Genomic DNA, 20,442 nt, shown 5'->3' with positions numbered 1-20,442 from the left:
AGCCAAGGCTTCGTCGCGACCAAGGGAAAGGCCCAGCCCCCGGATGCATGCTAAACGCTTACGCCCAAGGGCTTTCCCCTACCGTATCACCGAAACGATCCCAGCACCGCAAGGAAATTACCTGATACGGCGGCATGGCCGACAAAGCTCTTCCGTTACCGGACAAAGTCCGCAGGCCAATCGCCGACCGGTAAGATCAGGACAGGGCGTTTAAGCAGGCCTTACGTACGCCGCCGAGGTCGTATGGATCATGCGCCATGGCCGCAAGCACGCTCCACAACCGTGCACCAAGATCCCGAAGCCCCAGCGCGCGGGCGTTATGGATGAACATGGAGGATATCTCGGAGCCAGAAACATTGTGGCACTTGGCGCAGAGTCCCGGGCATTCCCCAACGCCAAGAACCCCTTGGCGAATGGCTTCCGCCTGTTTGCCTCGCCAAATCCCCAACGGGTTGTCCTTGAGAAAAGAGCCAATCGTCAAATCCGCGTCATAGTCCCGACAGCACAGCGAAACCTTGCCGTCAAAGGTGATGGCGACCGTGTTGAACGGCAGCATGCACCCATAGCCGGTTGGGTATATCAAACTGTGGAAGGAGAAGATTTCCTTGAGAAACGACGGATCGGGGCTCAAGGAATTCGGGAGATTGAACTTCATGCTGTCGACAGGGGCAAACTCGCTCACGTGATCAATAAAGCTGTCGATCTCACCAATATTCGTATCCGAAAGAATATAATTCGTAACAATGCCAAAGTTCGTCCCATGGGCGACATTGAAATCCCTGATGAGCTGAAAGGACTTCCACACCCGTTCAATTTTTCCACCTTTTCGGATGAGCGCATAGGTTTCCGGCGTCGCCGCATCGATGGAAAATCGAATACTGTTAAACAACCCAGAGTAATACGGCAAAATCTTTTCCAGCTTCCCCGTAAGCTGCCCATTAGTGCTAAAGAAGACGCTGAAATTTCGTTTCCTGGCAATACCAAGTAGATCACCAAGATTCGGATGCAGCAAAGTTTCACCAACAGTATGAAGTGCCGCCCGATATATCCCAACAGACTGCAGCCTCGCAATAACTTTATCAAATACCTCAGGCGACATGAATCCCTTCATTCGCTTCGACATTTGCGTGTTGCACATTGTGCAATTTAGATTACAATGATTAGTAATCTCGATAAAGGCGCTGGTCGGGATATTTCCTGTCCTACGGCTCGGAAAGTGGATTATTGTCTGGGCTGCGGCCTTTTCTGCGGCGTCTGCGCGGGCGGTGTGCCCCGCCTTGGCCAGCACGCCGCCGAGCACGTGCAAAACCTCGGCCCGAGCCTTGACGAACGCCTGCAGTTTCTTTCCTTCGGCCTGCCCTCCCGTGCTGGCGCAGGACGCGGGCCGCACCAGATGGTTTCGCATCAGCAGCGCCAGCCTCGCGTTGCCTTGGGGGCTAATGTGATACAAATCGTCGTGCAGCAACTCCTTGTCTTTAGAAAATTCCGTCAAATCAAAATATTCGGCGCACTCCGTCAGCGCGCACACTTCGCGCAAGGCATTATTATACTGCTCGACATTATTCATGACGCCTGGAGTGGCATATTCCAGGTCGCTATGCGCAACGATCGACAAGAATATGATGTTAAGGCCGAGGCGTTGCGCCAACATGGCAGCCTGAAGAGCGCTGTCCCTATACGTCTCCAGACTTGTATAAACCACGCTCCCCGCCTCGGCGAGAACGGCATCACGGTTTTCCCTAAGAAACTTGCGGATGACATCGCGCAGTTCCGGCCGCAGACTGTTCAAGCGCTCTCTGTCTTCCCGAGACGAAATCCTCGGAAAACAGTCCACGATGCCTGCCTGAACGATGACCGTGTCCGCGCCAAAAATCGCGGCATCGGCGATGGCGTCCGCAACGGTGTCCATGGTTCTGGCCCGTATGCAGGCGGACCCGATGACAATTTCAGAGCCGGCACTTTTCGGAAGCAATTTCTGCAAAAGGACAGGCTAAGTGACGCCAAGCGGAATGTCACCAAGATCGCCAGTCCGCTCCATGCCCAAAGAATCGCCTACTATGACAATTTTTCGTGTATTGGTTCCCATGCGGTCCTCGGCATTGAAGCCCTTGTCCTCTTCAGCGCCTTCCTGCGTCCCGTGCCGGCCTTGTCCACCGCCCTCAAGCCTCGAACAAGAACGACTCTGAAGCAGTCTACTATTAGCCGTCGCCCGGCGACTGCCATTATCTCCCAATTTCCTGACACTCGCTGTGCCCAATGATAGACGACAAGGACACCAGCTGCAAGGTTCACGCCGTGGCTCGCAGCTGTGACTTCCCCAGGCGGCGACGCCATCCGTCACGCGCCAGGCGGCGGTCCTTCGTCCGCTGCTCAATCCTGGCCTGGCCTTGTCAGCTAGGCTGCAGCGCCGGCCATGCCGCCGCGCCTTGTTCCCTCAGCCGGACGCCACCGACGCAGGCATCCCGACAAGCCGCGCCTCGCCCCCTTTACCGCCGGCCCGGCGTGCATTATGGCTCTTGCGCCATGAAATTCCACATCACCACCATGGGCTGCCAGATGAACGTCGGCGACGGCGACTGGCTTGCCCGTTCCCTCATAGCGGCAGGCTTCACCCAGGCTCCCGAAGCGGAAGCCGAGTGTTTCATCCTTTTCACCTGCTCGGTGCGCGACAAGCCCGAACAGAAAGTCGTCAGCGAAATCGGCCGCATCGCCGACCGCAACCGGCATAATCCCAACGCCTTTATCGCCGTTGGCGGCTGCACCGCCCAGCAGCTCGGCACGACGCTGTGGCGGCGCTTTCCCATGGTGCGGCTTGTTTTCGGCACCGACGGCATCGCCGCCGCCCCCCGCGCCCTGGCCCGGTTGGCCGAGGAACCGCAACTGCGGCTTTCGCTGCTGGATTTTTCCGAAGCCTACCCCGAGCGCGACCAGTCCTGGCCCGACGACAAGCTGCCGCCCAAGGCCTTTGTCTCCATCATGCAGGGCTGCGACAATTATTGTTCCTATTGCATCGTGCCCTTTGTGCGCGGCCGGCAGAAATCGCGCCCCCTGCCCTCGGTCATCGCCGAATGCCAAAGCCTCGCTTCCCGGGGCGTGCGCGAGGTGACGCTGCTTGGCCAAAACGTCAACAGCTACGGCCTGGACGATGCCGGCGACGGCGCGAGCTTTGCCAAGCTCCTCGACGCCGTGGCCGCCGTGCCCGGCATCGAGCGCATCCGCTTCACCACTTCGCATCCCAAGGACCTAAGCGACGAGGTCATCGAACGCTTCGCCGCCCTGCCCCAGCTGTGCCCGGCGCTGCATCTGCCGGTGCAGTCCGGCTGCGACGATATCCTGCGGCGCATGGGCCGGCGCTACGACACCGCCGCGTATCTCACCCTGGTCGACAAGCTGCGCCGGGCCTGCCCGGACATCGCCCTGACCTCGGACTTCATCGTTGGCTTTCCGGGTGAAACCCGGGCCGACTTCGAGGCCACCCTCGAATTGGTGCGCAAGGTAGGATTTGATAGCGGCTTCTCCTTCATGTACTCTGACAGGCCAGGGACGGCTTCCGAGAAGCTTGCGCCCAAGATCCTGCCGGAGGAGAAATCGGCCCGTCTGGCCGAACTCCAGGCCCTTTTGGACGAACGGCTGGCCGCGTCCCTGGCCGCCCGGCTGGGTCGGCGGGAAGTCGTGCTCATCGAAGGGGAAAGCCGGCGCGAAGGAATCCTTGGCGTCACTTGGCGGGGCCGAGATCCCGGCGGACGGGTGGTCAACGTGGCCCTGGCCGAAGGGACGGACCACACGGGAAGGCTCGTGGCCGTGCGCATCGTCCAAGCCAAAAAGCACTCCCTGGTCGGGGAGGCGGAGGCCGAGCATGATTGAAATGAAAGTCTTCGGGCTGGCCCTGGACGAGGAGTCCCAAGTCCCGGTGCTCATCCTCAAGGACTTGGACGAAAAAAACGCCCTGCCCATCTGGATCGGGGCCATGGAAGCCATGGCCATCTCCCTGGCGCTTAATGACGTGGAACTGCCGCGTCCCATGACCCACGATCTCTTGCTCAACATGATCCATGCCCTGGACGCCCACGTGGTGTGCGTCAACCTGACCGAGCTTACCGAAGGCACGTATTACGCCAACGTCGAAGTGGAAGTGGAGGGCGGCATCCGCCGCATCGACAGCCGCCCGTCCGACGCCGTGGCCCTGGCGCTTCGAGCCAAGGCCCCGATCCTGGTCAACGAGGCTGTCATCGACCAGGTGGCCAAGGAGTCCAAGGAGGCCTCGGTGGTCGAGTTCGCCTCGGACGACTCGGAGAAGTGGACGGAATTGCTCGAAAAGTACGACCCAAACGACACCAAGTACAAGATGTGACCATGATCGACCTGCACACCCACACCACGTTTTCCGACGGCGTGCTCATTCCGGCCGAACTGGTGCGTCGCGCCGTCAAGGCCGGCTACAAGGCCGTGGCGCTCACCGACCACGCCGATCATTCCAACCTCGACCTGATCCTGGCCAACATCGGCCGGTTCGTGGCCGAAACCGGCGCTTTTCTCGGGTTGACGGCCCTTTATGGCGTGGAGATCACCCATGTGCCACCGCCGCTGATTCCCCAGCTCGTGGAGCGCGCCCGGGCGGCCGGAGCCCAGATCGTGGTGGTCCACGGCGAGACCATCGTCGAGCCGGTGGAAACGGGCACCAACCTGGCCGCCATCGAAGGCGGCTGCGACATCCTGGCCCATCCGGGCATGATCACGCCCGAAGAGGCGGAGCTGGCCGCCGAGCGCGGCGTGGCCCTGGAAATCACCACCCGCAAGGGCCACAGCCTGACCAACGGCCATGTGGCGGCCATGGCCCGGCGCTTCGGGGCCAAGCTCGTCATCGACAACGACGCCCATGCCCCGGAAGATTTCGTCAGCCAGGACCGCCGCAAGAAGGTGGCTCTGGGCGCGGGCCTGTCCCTGGACGAATACCTGCAGGCCGAAGCCAATTCCCGGGACATCGTGGCCCGGATTCTGGGCCGGGGGCGGGCCGACTAAGCCGGCCCGCCCCATTCCGTGGCCGGACCGGGCGCGGCCTGCCCGCCCCCTCGCCTTCCTGCCTGCCGCCAATAACATTCGGACTTCTTGCCTGCCCCGCCCGAGCGGGGTATAGGCCGTCTATTGTCCATAGACTTTTCCCACAGGAGCGCCCAATGAACCGACTGCTTGCCGCCCTGGCCCTTGTCGTCGCCCTTTTCGGGCTCACCGGCTGCGGCTACAACGAAATGCAGACCAACGACGAGGCGGTCAAAGCCGCCTGGGGCAACGTGGAAGCCACCTTGCAGCGTCGCCTGGACCTCATTCCCAACCTCGTGGAAACGGTCAAGGGCTATGCCAGCCACGAAAAAGACACCCTGACCGCCGTCACCGAGGCCCGGGCCAAGGCCACCCAAATCAAGCTCACTCCCGAAACCCTGGCCGACCCCAAGGCAATGGCCGCTTTTCAGCAGGCCCAGGGCCAGATGCAGTCCGCCCTGTCGCGCCTTCTGGCCGTGGCCGAGAACTATCCCCAGCTCAAGGCCGACCAGAACTTCCGCGATCTGCAGCACCAGCTCGAAGGCACGGAAAACCGCATCAACGTAGCCCGCCAGCGCTACAACGAGGCCGTGCAGATCTACAACAGCTCCATCCGCACCTTCCCCAACTCCATGACCAACTCCATGCTGCTCCATCTCGCGCCCAAGGAATACTACAAGGCCGACGACGCGGCCCAGCAGGCCCCCAAGGTGAAGTTCTAGCCGACGGAGGTTATCGCGGATGCTTTCCTTACGCCTGCCTTACCATGCTCCCCTGGCCGCCGTACTGCTCGCTTTTGCCCTGTGCGCCGGGCAGGCCCTGGCCCTGGACGTGCCGCGCCTGACGGGCCGGGTCAACGACAACGCCGGCATGCTCTCCAAGGACGCGGTGAGCCGCCTGGACGCCGCCCTGGCCGATTTCGAGCGCACGGATTCCACCCAGCTTGTCGTGCTGACCATCCCGTCGCTGCAGGGCGAACCCCTGGAAGACTACGCCGTCAAGGTGGCCCAGGCCTGGGGCATCGGCCAGAAGGGCAAGGACAACGGCGTGCTGCTCCTTGTCAGCAAGGGCGACCGCAAGGTGCGCATCGAGGTGGGCTACGGCCTGGAAGGCCGGCTCACCGACGCGCTGACCGGGCGCATCATCGACCACGCCATCGTGCCGGCCTTCAAGGCCGGCCGGTTCGACGCCGGCATCGAAGCCGGCGTGGCCGCCATCATCGAGGGCGCGCGCGGCGAGTACCAGGCCGCGCCCGGCGACGGCCACGCCTCGGGCCACGACGACAACGCGTTTTTCGGGCTTTTCATCCTGGCCATGATCCTGTCGGCCCTGCTTTCCGGTCTGCCGGCCCCGGCCCGGGCCGGGCTGCTCGGCTTGGCCCTGCCCCTGGGCGGGGCCCTGTTCGGCCTGACCCTGGCCATGCTGGCCCTGCTGTGCCTGGGCGGCGCGGTGCTCGGGCTGGTGGGTCCGTATCTGTTCCGGGGCGGCAGCGGACGCCGGGGCGGCGGCTTTTATGTCGGCGGCGGCTCGTCGGGCGGCGGCGGCGGATTTTCCGGCGGCGGCGGCTCCTTTGGCGGCGGCGGCTCGTCGGGAAGCTGGTAGGAGGGAGTCATGAGCAAATATGTCAACGCCTTTTTCTCCCCGGCCGACCGGGAAGCCATCGTGGCCGCCGTGGCCGGGGCCGAAGCCCGGACCTCGGCCGAAATCGTGCCCATGGTGGTGGAGGCCAGCGACGACTATCCCAAGGCCGAGCTGGCCTGCGCCGTGGTCGTGGGGCTGTGCGCCGGGCTGGTGCTGTGCCTGGCTTTCGGCACGCGCAACTTGTGGCTGTTCTTACTTTTTGGCGGCGTGTTCGCCCTGGCCGGCTTCGAAGCGGCCAAACGTTGCCCGGACGTCAAACGCCTGTTCGTGTCCAAGGCCCGGCGGCTGGCCGAAACGAAGCAGGCCGCCCAGGCCGCGTTTTTCAGCCATGGCCTGACCGAAACCAAACACCGCAACGCCGTGCTGGTCTACATCTCGGTCTTCGAGCGGCTGGTCTTCATCCAGCCCGACAAGGGCCTTGTCGGCCGCCTGGACGCCGCCGCCCTGGACGCAGCCACGGCGGCACTGACCGGGGGCATCGCCGCCGGCCGGCAAAAGGAGGCGCTCATCGCCTGCCTGGACACCCTGGCCGGCCTACTCGCGCCGCATTTTCCGCCTGACGAGGCGGATAGCGACGAGATCAAAAACCTCATCATCATCTGACCCGTATTCGGCCGGCGCGAACCGTGGGACTTCCGGGTTCCCCGGCGCGCCGGCCTTCCAGGCCGCTTTGGCCTCATTTCCCCTGCCCACCCTACCCGGCCCAGCACCGGCCCGGTCCCAAGCGGACCGCCCTTAGCGCATGGCGGCCTCATGCCGCCAGACACGAGCGCGCCCCGCCCGACGCCTGAACGCCACGCGACTTTCCTGCCCGAGCCGTTGCATTCCCGCCGGCCTGTGGCATACTGGCCCCAATTTCGCGCCCTCGCCCACGCCTTGCCGGGCGCGCCAAGGAGGAAGCATGGACCAGTATCATGAACCCGTTGCCGAGCTCTCGCCCCTGGACCGGGATTTCGTCCGGGCGCTGACCAGCCTCAAGGAAGAGATCGAGGCCATCAACTGGTACCACCAGCGGGTGGTCGCCGCCTCCGATCCGCAGATCAAGGCCATCATGGCCCACAACCGCGACGAGGAGATGGAGCACGCCATCATGGGCCTGGAATGGCTGCGCCGCACCATGCCGGGCTGGGACGCGGTCATGCGCACCTACCTGTTCACCACCGGCGACATCACCGCCCTGGAAGACGCCGCCGAAGGCGGGGCGAACGCCCCCCAAAGCCCGGCCGGCTCCGGCTCGCTTGGCATCGGCAGCCTCAAGGGCAACCGCTAACCCACGGGAGACGCCATGGATATTCTCAAACGCGATCTCGCCCCCGTAACCGCCGCCGCCTGGCAGGCCGTGGACAGCCGCGCCCGCCAGACGCTGACCACCATGCTCTCGGGCCGCCGGGTCGTGGACGTCGCCGGGCCGCTTGGCTGGGAATACGCCGCCGTGCCCCTGGGGCGCATTGAATACGCCAAGACCCAGTCGGTCTCGGGCATCACCTACGGCCTGCATCAGGTCAAACCGCTGGTCGAAGTGAAAGTGCCCTTCACCCTGGACATCGCCGAGATCGACAACGCCGCCCGGGGCGGCAAGGACATCGATCTGGCCGCCCTGGACGAGGCGGCCGAAAAACTGGCCCGGTTCGAGGAAGAGGCCCTCTACCACGGCTTTGCTCCGGCCGGCATCAAGGGCCTGTCGGAAGTCTCCAGCCAGACTAGGCTGCAGGTCTCCTCCAATCCCGAGGACATCGCCGAGAAGGTCTCCAAGGCGCTGACGGCCCTGCGCAAGACCTCGGTGGAAGGCCCCTATGCCCTGGTGGTCGGCCCGGAGTTGTGGGTGGCCTTGTCGGGCCATGTGCGGGGCTATCCCCTGTCGCAGTACCTGGAAACCATGCTCGGCGGCCAGGTCATCGTCAGCCCGTTTATTGAGGAAGCTTACCTGCTCTCCACCCGGGGCGGCGATCTGGAGATGACGCTCGGCGGCGACATCGCCATCGGCTACGCCTCCCACGACACCGAAAAGGTCGCCCTGTTCTTCCTGGAATCCTTCACCTTCCAGGTGCTCGACCCGACGGTGGTGGTGCGGCTTGACTTCGCCGCCAAGTAAATCAATGGGCGTGCGCCCCAAGCGGGGGCGCACGCCCGGTCCTGCACCGCCCGGTCCTGCACCGCCCGGTCCTGCACCGCCCGGTCCTGCACCGCCCGGTCCTGCACCGCTGTCCCAAACCGCCTGTCCGCCACCACTGCCCAGGGACAGGGCGGCCAAGGCGAGATGTCCCATCCCCGCGCCTGCATCGCATCTGCTCTTCTCGTAACATTTTCCGGCGAGCATTTTACAATTTTTTACAGTAAATATTTAAAATCATAGAGCTAAGCGAAAATCATATCTTTCAAATCAAGAATCTCGCAAAATTCATCAGCGTGACTCAACTAATGGTAAAATACTGTAATTTAATGTGTTAATAATAACATCACTAACACGAAAAAATTAATTTGCGTGTGAGTAAATCCTGTATTATCTCTTGCCTCACGGAACGCAACGGCGAGGCCTTCCCGACCCCGCCTCAAGACGGCCCCGAGGCCAGGAGTACCATCATGAAAGTCAGCGCCCGCAATCTCATCCCCGGCACCGTGAAGAAGGTCACCATCGGCATGGTCAACGCCGAAGTCGTCATTGAAGCCGCCCCCGGCGTCGAGATCGTCTCGGTCATCACCAAGGAATCCGCCGAGAACATGGGTCTTAAGGCCGGGGCCAAGGTCCACGCCATGGTCAAGGCCTCCAGCGTCATGGTCGTCGCCGACTAGTTTTTCCGCTGCAAATGGCGAAAGCCCGGCCGCGACGTCTGTCGCGGCCGGGCTTTCGAACTATAACCACTTGGCTTAATAGTATGTTTTTCCCCAGGCACTCGTGGTCGGCGAATAATCCACGCCGTGTTGGGTGGCGGCGTAGCGGTGGGTGGAATAGCGGCCAAACCGCATGTCGCCGTCCTCACCCTGCTTCCAGCTGCGGCTTTCTTCCTGATAGGCGTCGATGCCGATAAACGACTTGGAACCGGACTTCTCGGCGCAGCCGGCCAGCATGCACAAGGCCAGCGCCATAAGCAACAATCGCATCATCCCTCCCCGGGAACCCGCGTTCCCGGCGTGTACGCGCGATTGTCGCGTTTCGCCGGCCCAATCAGGTTCGTTTCTGAGTTTGCTGCACCCATTATAGAGGCGAAGTGCTGTCGCGTCCACGGAAAACGCCTATGGCTTTTCGCAGGCAACAGACTGAAATTATGAATTTCTCTTGAAAAATACTCTCGTATTTTTCAAGAGACGCGAAGCTAAATCCCCGCGCCGTCGCGGATGATCACCCCGCCCGAGCCTTGCTGGGCGATGCGCGCCCCGGCCGGCACGTCGTCAACGACCCACACGTTGCCGCCAACGACCGCGCCCTTGCCGATGGTGATGCGCCCCAGCACCGTGGCCCCGGAATACACCACCACGTCGTCTTCCACGATGGGATGGCGGGCGATGCCCTTGACCAGCATCCCCTCCTCGTCCTTGGGGAAGCTCTTGGCCCCCAGGGTCACGCCCTGATAGAGCCGCACGTTGTCGCCGATGATGCAGGTCTCGCCGATGACCGTGCCGGTGCCGTGGTCGATGAAAAACCGCCGGCCGATGGTGGCCCCGGGATGGATGTCGATGCCGGTGCGGGAATGGGCCATTTCGGAGATGATGCGCGGGATGAGGTCCACGCCAAGTTTGTGCAGCTCGTGGGCCACCCGGTGATGCGTGAGCGCCGTCAGGCTCGGATAGCAGAAGATGGTTTCGCCGGGCGAACGTGAGGCCGGGTCGCCCTCAAAGGCGGCCTGGGCGTCCTCAGCCAGGGCCTCGCGGATGTCGGGCAGGCGCATGAGGAAATCGCCGACCAGTTTTTCGGCCCGCTCCTGGCAGTCCTGGCAAGTGCCGGCGTGCTCGATTTCGCAAAAAAAACAGTGCCCACGGCGCACCTGATCGACCAGGAGCCGATGCACCGCGTCGAGGCTTGCGCCGATGTGAAAGCGCATGTTCTCCGGCGAGACGTCGGAATGGCCGAAATAGCCCGGAAACAGGATGCCGCGCAGGCGTTCCATGACCTCTTCCAGCACCGGCACCGAGGGCATGGGTTCGTCGTGGAGCGGGCGATGGTACACCTTCTCGTAGGAGGCTTCCTCGCACAGCATTTCGGTCACCCACTCCACCGGCGTGCGCCGGCGCGGCCGGGGCAACGGGAACTTGGCGTCGGTCATCAGACCCCCTCGGTGAAAAGCGGCGTGGAAAGATAGCGCTCGCCCGTGTCACAGACGATGAAAACGATCACCTTGCCGGCGTTTTCCGGCCGGCGGGCGAGTTCCAAGGCGGCATAGGCATTGGCCCCGGAAGAAATGCCGCACAAAATGCCTTCCTCGCGCAAAAGCCGCCTAGCCGTGGCCAGGGCGTCCTCATTGGCCACGGTCACCACCTCGTCCACCACGCCGCGGTCCAGCACCTCGGGCACGAACCCCGCGCCGATGCCCTGGATGGCGTGCGGCCCGGGCTTACCGCCGGACAAGACCGGACTGGCCGCCGGCTCCACGGCAATAGCCTTGAGACTCGGCTTCCTGGCCTTGAGCGACCGGGCAACGCCCGTCACCGTGCCGCCCGTGCCGACGCCGGCCACGAAAATGTCCACGAGCCCGTCCGTGTCGTCCCAGATCTCCGGCCCGGTGGTCAGGGCATGGACTTCCGGGTTGGCCGGATTGGCGAACTGCATGGGCATAAACGCCCCGGGCATTTCGGCCACCAGCTCCCTGGCCCGCTCCACCGCCCCGGACATGCCCTTGGCCGCCGGGGTCAGCACCAGCCGCGCCCCAAAGCCCTTGAGCAGCGTGCGCCGCTCCAGGCTCATGGACTCCGGCATGGTCAAAATGAGCGTATAGCCGCGCACGGCGCACATGAAAGCCAGGCCGATGCCGGTGTTGCCCGAGGTCGGTTCCACAATGACCGCGCCCGGGCCGATCTTGCCTTCCCGCTCGGCCGCCTCGATCATGGCCACGCCGATGCGGTCCTTGACCGACGAACAGGGGTTAAACGACTCCAGCTTGGCCGCCACCCGAGCCGAACAGCCCTCGGCCATCCGGGTCAACCACACCATGGGCGTTTTGCCCACCAACTCCAGCATATTGTTTGCAATTCGCATGGCCACTCCCATTAACCGGGCTCTGCCCGGACCCGCCGGGGGGGATAATCCCCCCCGGACCCCCTTGCCTGGGTGGCGCGATGGCGACGCGGGAAGCCCGCGCCGCCATCGCGCCACCCAATCAAAGGGATACGAGACGATAATCACGCCGACAACGTTTTTTAAAAACTCTTTCTCCACCAATTCGGCCCCGCCTCGGGGCCGAGGGCCGGTTGGGGTCGGGATTTTGGCCGGGAATAACGGCGCGCCAGCGCCGAGATTCCCGGCCAAAATCCCGACCCCATCTTCGCGCGACGCCGCCGTCCATCCTCCCACCCGCCTACCCCACCCATGCCGGGGGTCCGGGGGACTGAGTCCCCCGGCGGGTCCAGGGCAGCGCCCTGGCAGGGTCTGGGACAGCGTCCCAGCAGGCTCACGGGCGCTGCCGCATCAACACGTGCACGCCGGCTTGGCGGCTTCTTCCTCGCGGAACGGCGACATGCGCCGCAGGGTTTCGATGATGCCGGGCAGCTTGTCGAGGACGAGATCGATGTCGGCGTCGGTGGTATACCGCGACAGGCTGAACCGGATGGAGCCGTGGGCGTAGGTGAACGGCACGCCCATGGCCCGCAGCACGTGGGAGGGTTCGAGGCTTCCCGAGGTGCAGGCCGAGCCGGAGCTGGCGCAGATGCCGTACTGGTCGAGCATGAGGAGAATGGCTTCGCCTTCGACGAACTTAAACGCGATGCTGGTGGTGTTGGGCAGCCGGTGAGCCGTGTCGCCGTTTATCTGGCTATGGGGCACGGCGGCCAGGATGCCGGCTTCGAGCCGGTCGCGCAGCGCCTTTACCCGCGTATTCTCCTCGGCCATGTGTTCCTTGGCCAGGGTCATGGCCGCAGCCAGGGCGATGATGCCGGCGGTGTTTTCGGTGCCGGCCCGGCGGCCGCGTTCCTGGTGGCCGCCGATGAGAAACGGCCGAAACGGCGTGCCCTTGCGAACATACAGGACGCCGACGCCCTTGGGCGCATGGAGCTTGTGGCCGGACAGCGAGAGCATGTCCACGGGCAGCTTGGACAGATCGATGTCGATCTTGCCCACGGCCTGGACCGCGTCGGTGTGGAACAGCACGCCCTTGGCCTTGCACAGGGCGGCGATCTCCGGGATGGGGAAAATGACGCCGGTTTCGTTGTTGGCATACATGACGGACACGATGGCCGTGTCCTTGCGGACGGCGCCGGCCAACTCGTCCAGATCCAGGTTGCCCTTGTCGTCAACGCCGAGATAGGTGACCTCGTAGCCCTTTTCTTCCAGGTGCTTGGCCAGGCTCAACACGGCCGGATGCTCCACCCGGGTGGTAACGAGGTGCTTTTTCTCGGGCTGGGCGGCCAGGGCGCTCAAAATGGCGGTGTTGTCCGACTCCGAGCCGCAGGAGGTGAAAATCAGCTCCGCCGGATCGCAGCCCAGGGCCGCAGCGACGTCGGCCCGGGCCTTTTTGAGTTGCATGCCGACCTGGCCGCCAAAGGAATGCATGCTGGAGGGGTTGCCGTAGAATTCCGTCAGGTACGGCAGCATCGCTTCCGCCACTTCCGGGGCGACCCGGGTGGTGGCGTTGTTGTCGAGATAGACGACCGGGTTCATTACCGCGCCTCCTTGACCGTGATGCCGGGTTCGACCAGCTCCTGGAGCCGCTTTTGCACGAATTCGGTCAGCGTCACGTTGCTGCTCGGGCAGCCCTTGCAGGCCCCGCGAAGCGACACGAAGACCGTCTGGCCGTCGATGTCCACCAGTTCGATGTCGCCGCCGTCCTTCTTGAGGTTGGGGCGAATCTCCTCCTCCATGACCTTGGTCACGAGCTTCATGCGCTCCAGGTTGGTCATGGGGCGCTTGACTTCCAGCTCGACCAGCGGCTTTTTGGCGGCCTGGCCGAGTTCGTCGGCCAGGATGGCGGCCAGCTTTTCCAGACAATCGCCGCAGCCGCCGCCGGCCTTGGTGTAGTCCGTGATCTCCTCGACCGTGGTCAGCTTATTCTCGCGGATGGCCCGGCGCAACTGGCCGTCGTAGACGCCGAAACACTTGCACACGAGCTCCCCTTCGGGCTCGTGCTCCGGGGCCTTCTCGCCCAGATAATTGGCCAGGGCCGCTTCCAGGGCCTCCTGGCCCATGACCGAGCAGTGCATCTTTTCCTTGGGCAGCCCGCCCAGGAACTCGGCGATGTCCTTGTTGGTCAGCGCCTTGGCTTCCTCGATGGTCTTGCCCTTGAGCAACTCGGTCAAAACCGAACTGGAGGCAATGGCCGAAGCGCAGCCGAAGGTCTGAAAGCTCGCGTCCTCAATGACGCCGGCATCGCTGATCTTGAGAAAAAGCTTGAGCGCGTCGCCGCAGGCAAGCGATCCCACCTCGCCCACCGCGTTGGCGTCATTGAGGCTGCCGACATTTCTCGGATTGAGAAAATGATCCCTGACTTTATCCGTATATTCCCACATGTTGACCTCCGTTGCGTCGGCACGCGGCCGGCGTCGCAACGCCAGTGTATGCCGCAAAAGGCGGTTGGCGAAAAGGGGCGAACCCCGTTTTTTCAAAGACCCGTGACAAATTCATACCATAACGATGGGATTGGTTTCGTCAACCGCGCCCTTTACGCTTTTTGCGCCCAGGCGTAAGAAAAAACACGAAATCACTCGGACGCGCGTACCCTCGCCGCCCGCCACCGGAGTGGCGACATGCTCGAAAAACTGGGACTTATCGCCCTGGCCGGAGCCGCCGGCACCCTGGCCCGCTACTGGCTCTCGGGACTGGTCTACGATGTCCTGGGCCGGGATTTCCCCTGGGGCACGGCGGTCGTCAACATCCTGGGATGCTTCCTCTTCGGCCTGGTCTGGGAAGCCGGCGCGGACCGCATGCTGCTGCGCACCGAAGCGCGCGTCGTGCTGCTCACCGGCTTCATGGGCGCGTTCACCACCTTCTCCACCTTCATCTTCGAAAGCGGCGGCCTGCTCGAAGACCACCGCTACCTCGCCCTTTTCGCCAACCTCGGCTTCCAAACCCTCCTCGGCTTCGCCGCCCTGTTCGCCGGCCTGGCGCTGGGACGGCTGGTGTAGCGAGAAGGGGGTAAGAGAGGGAGAGGTTGAGGGTGAGGAAGAGGAAGAGCGGGCTCTGCCCGCGCCCGCCGGGGGGCTTAGCCCCCCGGACCCCCAGGCTGGGTGGGCAGGCGGGCGGGAGAGTGGACGGCGGCTGGCGGCGTCACGCGAAGATGGGGTCGGGATTTTGGCCGGGAATCTCGGCGCTGGCGCGCCGTTATTCCCAGCCAAAATCCCGACCCCAACCGGCCCTCGGCCCCGAAGCGGGGCCGAATTGGTGGAGAAAGAACAACCAGATATTAGTGGCTTGATCATGGCCTCTGGAATCCATTGATTGGGGGCGCTGTCGCGGCGCGGGCTTCCCGCGCCGCGACAGCGCCCCCAATCAAGGGGGTCCGGGGGGGATTATCCCCCCCGGCGGGCGCGGGCAGAGCCCGCTTGCTTACCATGGAGCATCTATGTCGGACTGGATGGAAATCGATTTGGTGCGGGTATACTGCGGCGAGTCGGACCGGGTGGACGGCCGGCCGGCTTATGAGCTGGTGGTGGAGGAAGCCCGGCGGCATGGCGCGGCCGGGGCCACGGTGTTTCGCGGCGTACTGGGCTTTGGAGCCGGGAGCCTCGTGCATACGGCGAAAATTTTGCGGCTGTCCGAAGACCTGCCCATGGTGGTGGAGATCGCCGACCGGCCCGAGCGCATCGACGCCTTGCTGCCCCGGATCGAAAAGCTTGCCAAGGGCGGCGTGGTGACGCGCCAGCGCATGGCGGCCCTGTTCCGGTGTCCGGTGCGGGTGCGCGACGTCATGGCGGCGGACGTGGCATCGGTTGGGCCGGACACGGACCTTGGCGAGGTGGTGGAGCTGCTGGTGGCCCGCCACGTCAAGGCCGTGCCGGTGGTGGACGCCGGGCGCAAGGTTCTGGGCGTGGTCACGGGCGGCGATCTGCTGACGCGCGGCGGGCTGTCGGCCCGGTTGTCGCTGTTCGGGCTGTTGCCGGCCGACGCCCGGGAAGAGGCGGCGGCGGCCCTTTCGGGGCATACCGCCAAGGAGGTCATGACCGCGCCGGCCGAGACCGTCGGCGAGCGGGCGAGCCTGCGGGAAGCGTCCGAGCGCATGGTGAAAAAGGGTCTCAAGCGGTTGCCGGTGGTGGACGAGGCCGGGGAACTCATCGGCATTGTCAGCCGCACGGACATTTTGCGGGCCGCGGCCAAGGTGCCGACTGCTTCGACCGAGGCCATGCCGCGTTTCACGGCCGGACTCATGCAGCAGGCCCGGGACGTGCTGATCACCGACGTGCCCACGGCAAAGCCCGACGAACCGCTGCTTGACGTGGCGGCCCGGCTGATCGCCTCGCCGCTGCGGCGGGTGGTGGTTCTGGATGCCGCCGGCAAGGTGGTCGGCATCGTCCACGACGGCGATTTGCTGGCTCGTTGCGGTCCGGCCAAGCGTCCGGGCATTTTGCGGGCGCTTTTCGGGAAAAAGGACGACGATGAGGACGCCGGCGTATGTTCCACGGGTACGGCCGGCGAGGCCATGCAGACCACGGTCTACAGCGTGGCCGAGGACGCGGCGCTCACCGACGTGTTACAAAAAATGATCGTCCACGGGGTGAAGCGTCTGGTGGTCACCGACGACGACGGCAAGCTTCGCGGCATGGTGGACCGGGAAGCCGTGCTGCGCGCCATTGCCGGCCGCGCATGACCCCCCTACCACTCTGCATCGATAAAGAACCGGGGGTCCAGGCCTCAGCCAATCCTCGTCAAAACCCCTTTAAACCTTTCTCCATATGGGGGGGCTGGGGGCCTCAGGCCCCCAGCCGCCAAGGCTTCTTCTCTTCCCTCCCATTCGCGGCATTTGCCTTGGCGGCGGATTCGCGGTAAGGGCCGCACGCCGGGCTTTGTCCCGAAACCATCACCATCAAGGAGCACATCCATGGAACGCACCCTTTCCATCATCAAACCCGACGCCGTTGAGCGCAACCTGGCCGGCGCCATCCTCAAAATGATCCAGGATTCCGGCCTCAAGGTCGTGGCCATGAAGATGATCCGTCTTTCCACCGCCGAGGCCGAGGGCTTTTACGCCGTGCACAAGGAGCGTCCGTTCTTCCGCAGCCTGGTCGATTTCATGACCTCCGGCCCGGTGGTCGTGTCCATCCTGGAAGGCGACGACGCCATCGCCAAGTACCGCAAGCTCATGGGCGCCACCAACCCGGCCAACGCCGAGGAAGGCACCATCCGCAAGTGCTACGCCCTGGACATTGAGAAGAACTCGGTCCACGGCTCCGACGCTCCGGAGACGGCCGCCGTCGAGACCGGCTATTTCTTCAGCGCCCTGGAAATGGTGGGCTAAGGCCATGGCCGCCGTCATCGGATTTCTCGGCGCGGGCAACATGGGCGCGGCCATCATCAAGGGTCTCGCCGCCGTTCCCGACGTCTCGGCCCTGGCCTACGACGTGGACGCCGCCAAGGTGGCGGCCCTGGCCGCCGACAAGCTGGCCAAACCGGCCGCGACTCCCGAGGATCTGGCGGCCGGCAGCGATTATCTGATCCTGTGCGTCAAGCCGCAGTATCTGGCTGCGGCCATGGCCGAGCTGGCCCCGGCCTTAGGTCCGGAGACGGTGCTCGTGTCCATCGTGGCCGGGGTCACCATGACCCGGCTGCGGGAACTCTCGGCCGGCAAGTGTCCGGTGGTGCGGGTGATGCCCAACACCCCGGCCCTGGTCGGCGCGGGCCAGTTCGCCCTGTGTCTGGACGATCCGGCCTTGGACGCCGAGCGCAAGGCCTTTGTCGAGACGCTTTTTGCCGCCCTGGGGCGCACCTACGTACTGCAAGAGCAGTTCTTCGACGCCTTTACCGGCCTTGCCGGCTCGGGTCCGGCCTACGTGCTCCACTTCATGGAGGCGCTCATCGAGTCCGGCGTGCTCATGGGCTTCCCCCGCGACAAGGCCACCGACATCGTCATCGGCCTTTTTGCCGGCACGTCCAAACTGGCGGCGGAAACGAACCTCCATCCGAGCATCCTGCGCGAGATGGTGACTTCGCCGGCCGGCACCACCATCGAGGCGCTGATGCACCTGGACCGCCAAGCCGTGCGGGCGGCCATCATCGACGCCGCCGTGGCCTCCCGGGACCGCTCCAAGGCTCTGGGCGCGTAAAGCGCTTTCAGTTGGCGCACAAACGTCACAAAGCCCCCGCCGGAGAGGTCCGACGGGGGCTTTGTCTTGTGCAATAGGGCAATGTGGCTAGGCGGGCCGCACCACGTTAGAGGCTTTGGGACCACGTTCGCCCTGGAGAATCTCAAACGTTACTTGCTCACCCTCGCGAAGCGTACGAAAGCCATCCCCTTCAATGGAAGAGTAATGGACAAAGACGTCATCTTCGCCTTCGCGCATGATGAATCCATAGCCTTTCTTGTCACTGAACCACTTGACTGTACCTTCAAAAGCCATGAGTCTGCCCTCCTGAAAAAATCGTACTTTATCGCCTATCACCAAAAACAGAATCTCGTCAACAAAAAATCATTTTTTTGTGCTGCCATCGATATTACAGACTGGAAAAATAAAGATCAGATGATTCACCTCGACGGCAACAATCACACAACAGACCATATCCCTATGCTACACAAGGCAACTGTTCCCACTGCAACAATACACCCCGCAAACAATACCATGGCGCTCAGCAATTCATAGCGGGCCGCATCCCAAGGACGGCCCGGCGGCCCCAGCCGGGGCTTTTCGACCAGCGCGCCATGGTAGCGCGTCGGGCCGCCCATACTGCCGCCGCACAGCCAGGCCGCAGCGGCCATGGGCCAGCCGGCGTTGGGGCTGGCGCTTTTGGCCGCGTCCCTGGCGATGTCGCCCAGGCGAACGCCGCGCCCCGCGCCCATGAGCCGCGCCGCCAGCCACAGGGCGGCCACGGTCAGCCGGGCCGGCAGCCAAGCCAGGACGTCGTCGGCCCGGGCCCCGAACCAGCCGAGCCGCTCGTGGCGCGGGGTGCGGTAGCCCCACATGGAGTCGGCCGTGGATACCGCCTTGTAGGCCCACAGTCCGGCCGGACCGGTCACGGCCAGCCAGAAAAACGGGGCCACGAAGCCGTCGTTGGCGTTCTCCGCCACGGACTCGGCCAAGGCCCGCCACAACTCCGGGGCGTCCAGGCCGGCCACGTCGCGGCTGACCAGCCCGCCAACGGCCATGCGGGCCGCTTCCATATCCCCGGCAATCAAGAAGCGTGCCGCGCGCCGTCCTTCGGCCAAAAGGCTGCCCAGGGCCAAGCCGGCATAGGCGAAATAGACGGCCAACACCGTGCCCACGATGGGCAGCGCGCCGGCCGCCGCCACGATCAGGGCGCCGCCGCCGGCCACGGCGATCACGGACAGCGCGCCAAAAAACCGGCCGCGCCGGCCAAGGCGGTCGGCCAGGGCGTCCAGGCGGGCGTAGCACCAGCCGATGCCCCGCACCGGATGCGGCAGCTCACGAGGATCGCCGAAAATCAGGTCCAGGCCGGCGGCAGCGGCCAAAAGCAAGGCGTGATGCATAGTTCTTCCAAAAGTTCGGGGTGAAGGACGTGACCACAAGTCCACGGAGAATTGATTCCATGTTTATCGTTCCAGACATAATGGAACCAACAACATCGATTCAGCGCGTCTGGAAAGATGTGTATAAGCCGCGGCGACCAGGGCGACAACGGCCGACGGCCGCTCCGGCCCGGTCAAGATGCCTGATGACGGAGGAGAAAAGTGTCGGCATGTCGTGAAAACAGCGGCGAGTCAAAAGTCCGGAGTCATGCCCCAGCATGCCCCGGATGGACGTACTGGGACATGGCCGAGCCTTGTCGGGAGCCTGCGTGGCACGACCGCGTGTCGCTTCCACGAAAACCACCGAGGGAGCTCCACGAAGGGAAGGCTGACGCCATGGATTTTCCTTGAAAAAATACGCTCGTATTGTTCAAGGGACGCGACACGAGTCGTCGAGGACCGGCGGGCGGCGCAGCTTCTTGGCGTAACGGTCGAGTTCGCTGAGAACGCAGCCGCAGTACGGCTGGCGGTAGATGCCCCACTCCTTGGACAGGGCCACGCCCTCGTCCCAGTGGGTGCGGTAGTCGGCGTAATGGAAGGCCACGCCGGCCGCCTCGCCGGCTGCCCGGCCCAGGGCGGCGATGGCGGCGTGATCCTGGTAGCGGCTGTACAGCAGCGAACTGGTGAAGGCGTCGCAGCCTTGCTCCCGGGCCACAACGGCCGCCCGGGTCAGGCGTTCGTCCCAGCAAGGGCGGCAGCGCCCGGTCGGATCGGCCAGGGAGCGGCGCATATGGGGCAGGGGATCGTAGGCGTCGATGACCAGGGGCGTGCCGAACCGGGCCGCGACCTGGGCCGCGCCGTCGCGGCGGCGCAGCCATTCGGCAGCCGGCTGGATGTTGTCGTTGGCGAAAAGCCCGACAACCTCCAGGCCGGCCTCGGTCAGGCGCGATAGCGGCGCGATGGCGCACGGGCCGCAGCAGATATGGAGCAGGACCCGGCCGGCCATGGC

The 20,442-nt window shown here is 64.2% G+C and carries 22 protein-coding genes; 13 read left to right on the top strand and 9 right to left on the bottom strand.

Going from position 1 to position 20,442, the window contains the following annotated elements; genetic code table 11:
- Positions 1-196 precede the first annotated feature (196 nt).
- Entirely contained in the window at positions 197-1,909 is a 1,713-nt protein-coding gene (locus tag C3Y92_RS07935) for a radical SAM protein (protein ID WP_129351414.1), read from the bottom strand.
- Between the two features lie 614 nt (positions 1,910-2,523).
- Here C3Y92_RS07935 and miaB point away from each other — a divergent pair.
- From miaB to C3Y92_RS07890, 9 genes are all read left to right on the top strand, one after another.
- The gene (miaB, locus tag C3Y92_RS07930) at positions 2,524-3,864 is read left to right on the top strand and encodes a tRNA (N6-isopentenyl adenosine(37)-C2)-methylthiotransferase MiaB (protein ID WP_129351412.1); all 1,341 of its coding nucleotides are present in this window, start codon (positions 2,524-2,526) and stop codon (positions 3,862-3,864) included.
- Positions 3,857-4,351, top strand: a complete 495-nt coding sequence (locus C3Y92_RS07925; protein WP_006919047.1) for a bifunctional nuclease family protein — start codon at positions 3,857-3,859, stop codon at positions 4,349-4,351. The genes miaB and C3Y92_RS07925 overlap by 8 nt, the downstream gene beginning before the upstream one ends.
- Positions 4,352-4,353: 2 nt before the next feature.
- Complete coding sequence (locus C3Y92_RS07920) at positions 4,354-5,019, top strand: histidinol phosphate phosphatase domain-containing protein (protein WP_129351410.1); 666 nt, start codon at positions 4,354-4,356, stop codon at positions 5,017-5,019.
- Between the two features lie 155 nt (positions 5,020-5,174).
- Positions 5,175-5,759, top strand: coding sequence for a LemA family protein (locus C3Y92_RS07915; RefSeq protein ID WP_015860410.1), 585 nt, complete (start codon positions 5,175-5,177; stop codon positions 5,757-5,759).
- Positions 5,760-5,778: 19 nt separating this feature from the next.
- Positions 5,779-6,639 (top strand): TPM domain-containing protein, encoded by an 861-nt coding sequence (locus C3Y92_RS07910; protein ID WP_129351408.1) that lies wholly within the window; start codon positions 5,779-5,781, stop codon positions 6,637-6,639.
- 9 nt (positions 6,640-6,648) lie between these two features.
- A complete protein-coding gene (locus C3Y92_RS07905; RefSeq protein ID WP_129351406.1) occupies positions 6,649-7,281 on the top strand; it encodes a TPM domain-containing protein in 633 nt (210 codons plus the stop codon).
- Between the two features lie 298 nt (positions 7,282-7,579).
- Positions 7,580-7,948: an encapsulin-associated ferritin-like protein gene (locus tag C3Y92_RS07900; protein ID WP_129351404.1), complete on the top strand. Its 369-nt coding sequence runs from the start codon at positions 7,580-7,582 to the stop codon at positions 7,946-7,948.
- 15 nt (positions 7,949-7,963) lie between these two features.
- Entirely contained in the window at positions 7,964-8,770 is an 807-nt protein-coding gene (locus C3Y92_RS07895; RefSeq protein ID WP_015860406.1) for a family 1 encapsulin nanocompartment shell protein, read from the top strand.
- A 488-nt stretch (positions 8,771-9,258) separates the two neighbouring features.
- On the top strand, positions 9,259-9,468 hold the full coding sequence (locus tag C3Y92_RS07890; RefSeq protein ID WP_129351402.1) for a TOBE domain-containing protein: 210 nt from the start codon (positions 9,259-9,261) through the stop codon (positions 9,466-9,468).
- 75 nt (positions 9,469-9,543) lie between these two features.
- Here the strand turns inward: C3Y92_RS07890 and C3Y92_RS07885 are convergent, their stop codons facing one another.
- The 5 genes from C3Y92_RS07885 to nifU all read right to left on the bottom strand — a co-directional run bounded on the left by C3Y92_RS07885 (position 9,544) and on the right by nifU (position 14,328).
- Complete coding sequence (locus C3Y92_RS07885; RefSeq protein WP_129351400.1) at positions 9,544-9,777, bottom strand: hypothetical protein; 234 nt, start codon at positions 9,775-9,777, stop codon at positions 9,544-9,546.
- Between the two features lie 212 nt (positions 9,778-9,989).
- Positions 9,990-10,937: a serine O-acetyltransferase EpsC gene (gene epsC / locus C3Y92_RS07880; RefSeq protein ID WP_129351398.1), complete on the bottom strand. Its 948-nt coding sequence runs from the start codon at positions 10,935-10,937 to the stop codon at positions 9,990-9,992.
- Positions 10,937-11,866, bottom strand: a complete 930-nt coding sequence (cysK, locus tag C3Y92_RS07875; protein WP_129351396.1) for a cysteine synthase A — start codon at positions 11,864-11,866, stop codon at positions 10,937-10,939. The genes epsC and cysK overlap by 1 nt, the downstream gene beginning before the upstream one ends.
- A gap of 429 nt (positions 11,867-12,295) precedes the next feature.
- Positions 12,296-13,483: a cysteine desulfurase NifS gene (gene nifS / locus C3Y92_RS07870; RefSeq protein ID WP_129351394.1), complete on the bottom strand. Its 1,188-nt coding sequence runs from the start codon at positions 13,481-13,483 to the stop codon at positions 12,296-12,298.
- Entirely contained in the window at positions 13,483-14,328 is an 846-nt protein-coding gene (nifU, locus tag C3Y92_RS07865) for a Fe-S cluster assembly protein NifU (protein ID WP_129351392.1), read from the bottom strand. The genes nifS and nifU overlap by 1 nt, the downstream gene beginning before the upstream one ends.
- Positions 14,329-14,565: 237 nt before the next feature.
- Between nifU and C3Y92_RS07860 the strand changes: the two genes are divergently transcribed.
- The 4 genes from C3Y92_RS07860 (at position 14,566) to proC (ending at position 18,075) form a co-directional block, all read left to right on the top strand.
- Positions 14,566-14,943 carry a fluoride efflux transporter FluC gene (locus C3Y92_RS07860; RefSeq protein ID WP_129351390.1) on the top strand — a complete coding sequence of 126 codons (378 nt, stop codon included), beginning with the start codon at positions 14,566-14,568 and terminating at the stop codon, positions 14,941-14,943.
- A gap of 437 nt (positions 14,944-15,380) precedes the next feature.
- Positions 15,381-16,622 carry a DUF190 domain-containing protein gene (locus C3Y92_RS07855; RefSeq protein ID WP_129351388.1) on the top strand — a complete coding sequence of 414 codons (1,242 nt, stop codon included), beginning with the start codon at positions 15,381-15,383 and terminating at the stop codon, positions 16,620-16,622.
- 231 nt (positions 16,623-16,853) lie between these two features.
- A complete protein-coding gene (gene ndk, locus C3Y92_RS07850) occupies positions 16,854-17,270 on the top strand; it encodes a nucleoside-diphosphate kinase (protein ID WP_129351386.1) in 417 nt (138 codons plus the stop codon).
- A 4-nt stretch (positions 17,271-17,274) separates the two neighbouring features.
- Positions 17,275-18,075 (top strand): pyrroline-5-carboxylate reductase, encoded by an 801-nt coding sequence (proC, locus tag C3Y92_RS07845; RefSeq protein ID WP_129351384.1) that lies wholly within the window; start codon positions 17,275-17,277, stop codon positions 18,073-18,075.
- A gap of 87 nt (positions 18,076-18,162) precedes the next feature.
- On the opposite strand, the gene C3Y92_RS07840 is transcribed toward proC, so the two are convergent.
- The 3 genes from C3Y92_RS07840 to C3Y92_RS07830 form a co-directional block, all read right to left on the bottom strand.
- A complete protein-coding gene (locus C3Y92_RS07840; protein ID WP_043600316.1) occupies positions 18,163-18,369 on the bottom strand; it encodes a cold shock domain-containing protein in 207 nt (68 codons plus the stop codon).
- Between the two features lie 143 nt (positions 18,370-18,512).
- Positions 18,513-19,454, bottom strand: coding sequence for a CobD/CbiB family cobalamin biosynthesis protein (locus C3Y92_RS07835; RefSeq protein WP_129351382.1), 942 nt, complete (start codon positions 19,452-19,454; stop codon positions 18,513-18,515).
- Positions 19,455-19,863: 409 nt separating this feature from the next.
- Positions 19,864-20,439 (bottom strand): epoxyqueuosine reductase QueH, encoded by a 576-nt coding sequence (locus C3Y92_RS07830; RefSeq protein ID WP_129351380.1) that lies wholly within the window; start codon positions 20,437-20,439, stop codon positions 19,864-19,866.
- Positions 20,440-20,442 lie beyond the last annotated feature (3 nt).

Source organism: Solidesulfovibrio carbinolicus (genome assembly GCF_004135975.1).
In the GTDB taxonomy this organism is placed as follows: Bacteria; Desulfobacterota; Desulfovibrionia; order Desulfovibrionales; family Desulfovibrionaceae; genus Solidesulfovibrio; species Solidesulfovibrio carbinolicus.
The sequence above is the reverse complement of the archived record's forward strand: the minus strand, read 5'-3'. Positions and strand labels throughout refer to the sequence as shown.